Annotated in this window: 2 protein-coding genes; both read right to left on the bottom strand. The window is 75.0% G+C overall.

The genetic code is table 11. From position 1 onward, the window contains the following. Positions 1-175 precede the first annotated feature (175 nt). On the bottom strand, positions 176-979 hold the full coding sequence (locus FOE67_RS22800; protein WP_182666721.1) for a hypothetical protein: 804 nt from the start codon (positions 977-979) through the stop codon (positions 176-178). A 109-nt stretch (positions 980-1,088) separates the two neighbouring features. Next, positions 1,089-2,424, bottom strand: a 1,336-nt coding sequence (locus FOE67_RS22805; RefSeq protein WP_182666722.1) for a helicase-associated domain-containing protein, incomplete at its 5' end; no start/stop codon positions are given.

Raw genomic sequence — 2,424 nt, forward strand, 5'->3', positions numbered from 1 at the left:
AGTATGAACCGCCCCACCGACACTTCTTCCCCGGCTTCTTCCCGTCCCGCCCCCGCGCACCGATGACGTGTCCATCCGCCCGGAGCGGGGCACGTCCGGGGCGTACCGGGAGAGGGGGTCCCGGCGAGTGGACCGGATGTTCCCGCCCGCCCGTGGTCGGTCGGGACCCGCCGTGTCAGTTGGCAATCATGTGGGCGGGCGGCGGGGAGACCTCGACCGGAACGTCGAAGTCGCTCAGTTCGAGGGCGACGGCTCCCTCCGGCCCGACCATCAGCAACGGGTGGTGCGGAGCCTCGGCGGCGACCAGGGTGGTCGTGGTCCCCATCACCCCCTCGGAGAGGAGGGTGACCACGGGGATGCCGTTGTGCACGTCCGTTTCCCCCATGGAGTGGCCGAGGTCGGCGAGGATCCCGAGACTTCCGTCCTCGTCGAAAAGCCTGTCCAGGGTGCAGAAAGCGGTGAGATCGGTGTTCCCGGTTTCGAGGAAGTATTTCCCTTCGATCTCGGAGAGGAACTCCTCGTCCCCACCCGCCATGTGCGCCCAGAATTCCCTGTTCGGCTTCGACCACACCTTTCCGGGCACGGCCTGATACTCGACCGCGCGCCCCTCCGCGAACGTCGATGTTCCGACGCAGTTGCCCTCCCGGTCGAAGTGGACATCCACCAGCATGGGCTCCTCCTCGCCGATGTCGGCGGTGCCGCTCATCCGCACCGACTCCAGGGCGGCGACGGTTTCCCCCATCAGCCGGGCCACTTCCCCGGCGGGGAGGTCCGCGAGGTTCCCGGCGCTTTCCGGCTCGGTCGACTCCGTCGGCTCGGGGCTCTCCGCCCCCTCGGGGACCGGTTCCCCGTTCTCCTCCGACACCCCGGCGGCCGGGGCGGTTTCCCGTGGGGAGGCGTCGTCGGACGGCCCGGCGCAGGCCGAAAGGAGCAGCGTCGCGACCCCGGCCGCGAGGATCGCGGGCAGGCGGTATGTCATTGTTCCCCCGTTGAACCGGTGATGCGGTTGAACCGATGATGTGAAGGGTGCATGCTACCGGCTGTTTCCGCCGGTCACGGCCCCGGGGAGGCGGGCCGGGGAACACCCCTCAGGCGTCCTCGGGGAGGGGTTCGGCGCCGGTGAGGCGGTGCAGGGGGTAGGTACGGACCTCGTCGGCGGTGTGGTCGAAGCAGCTGACGAAGCCGCCCTCCACCCGCACCGGGGCGATCAGCCGGCGCTCGACGGCGCCGTCGGCGCCGACACACCCCACCCACACCCGGCCGCCCGTCCCGGCGGCCGAGCGCAGCACCCCCGGGATCTCCGCGACCGGAGTGCGGGGCGCGGGCCCCGAGGCGCCCTCGCGGGCGGCGGCGGCCCGGGCCCGCCGGGCCGGTCGGCCGGAGCCGGCCGCGCCCACCGCGCCGGCGTCCTCCCGGCTCCCGGCCCGATCACCCGCGCGGATCGCCCCGACGGCCGCGCCCAGCAGGGACGGCGCCGCCGGGGGCGGCCCGTCCGGCACCGGTCGGGGGGCGGTGCGCGGCGGGGTGCGCCGCACGTCGCCGGCGAGGGTGACCACCGTTCCCTCGGCGTCCTCGGCCGCCGGGGCCAACCCCAGCTCCCGCAGCCGTTCCAGCAGCACGTCCGGCGCGGCGTGCGAGACCGCGACGGTCGGCGCGATCCGCAGGAGCCGCAGGGACTCCGAACGGCGGTCGGCGAGCACCTGGTCGAGCAGGGCCTCGTCCTCGCAGCGCAGGTAGCCGCCGGCGGCCCCCACCCGCAGTCGGCCGTGTCGCCGGGCGGTGTCGTCGATCAGGTAGGTCAGGGGCTGGGGGACCGGGGTGCGGGAGTGTTCGGCGAGGAAGGTGTGCAGTTCGCGCGGGGTGTGTCCGGAGTCCAGGGCGCGCCGCACCCCGTCGGCGGTGAAGCGGTAGACGGTGGCGCCGCCGGTGGACTCCACGTCGGCGGTCCGGGCCATGAACCGGGCCAGGTCCCGGCGCAGCGGGCCGGGGGCGACGGCGGTCAGGTCGGCCTGGAGCAGCACGTGGTCCACGGGCTCGGGCAGCAGGGGCGCCAGGGCGTCCACGGCGGCGTCGAGGGCCGTCTCCGCGGGCCCCCGGAAGTCCCCGGGAGGGGCGTCGGGGGCCGGCCCGACGTCCGAATCGGTGTTCATCCCGGCGTCCGGGGCGAGCAGGGGGCGCGCGTGGTCGGCGAGGGCGCCCCGGCCGGTGAGGCCCAGCCACTCCGCCTCGGCCAAGGTCGCCGCGCACACCGTGCTGTGCAGCTCCTCGGTGGTGCGCCGGGGCAGCTCCCATCGCAACCGGGACCGCAGGGAGGCCGGGTCCGGTGCCCCGCCCACCGGCAGTTCGGCCAGCAGCTCCAGCACCCGCCGGCGAAGCTCCGGCGCCACTCCCCGGTCCAACCCCGGCCCCAGGGGGGTGAGCACC

Origin of the sequence: Streptomyces calidiresistens (assembly GCF_014141525.1) — a bacterium.
Taxonomy (GTDB): Bacteria; Actinomycetota; Actinomycetes; order Streptomycetales; family Streptomycetaceae; genus Streptomyces; species Streptomyces calidiresistens.

Bases quoted from the DNA above. Each gene is read 5' to 3' on its own strand.
- FOE67_RS22800 (WP_182666721.1), bottom strand. From the start codon at position 979: ATGACATACCGCCTGCCCGCGATCCTCGCGGCCGGGGTCGCGACGCTG.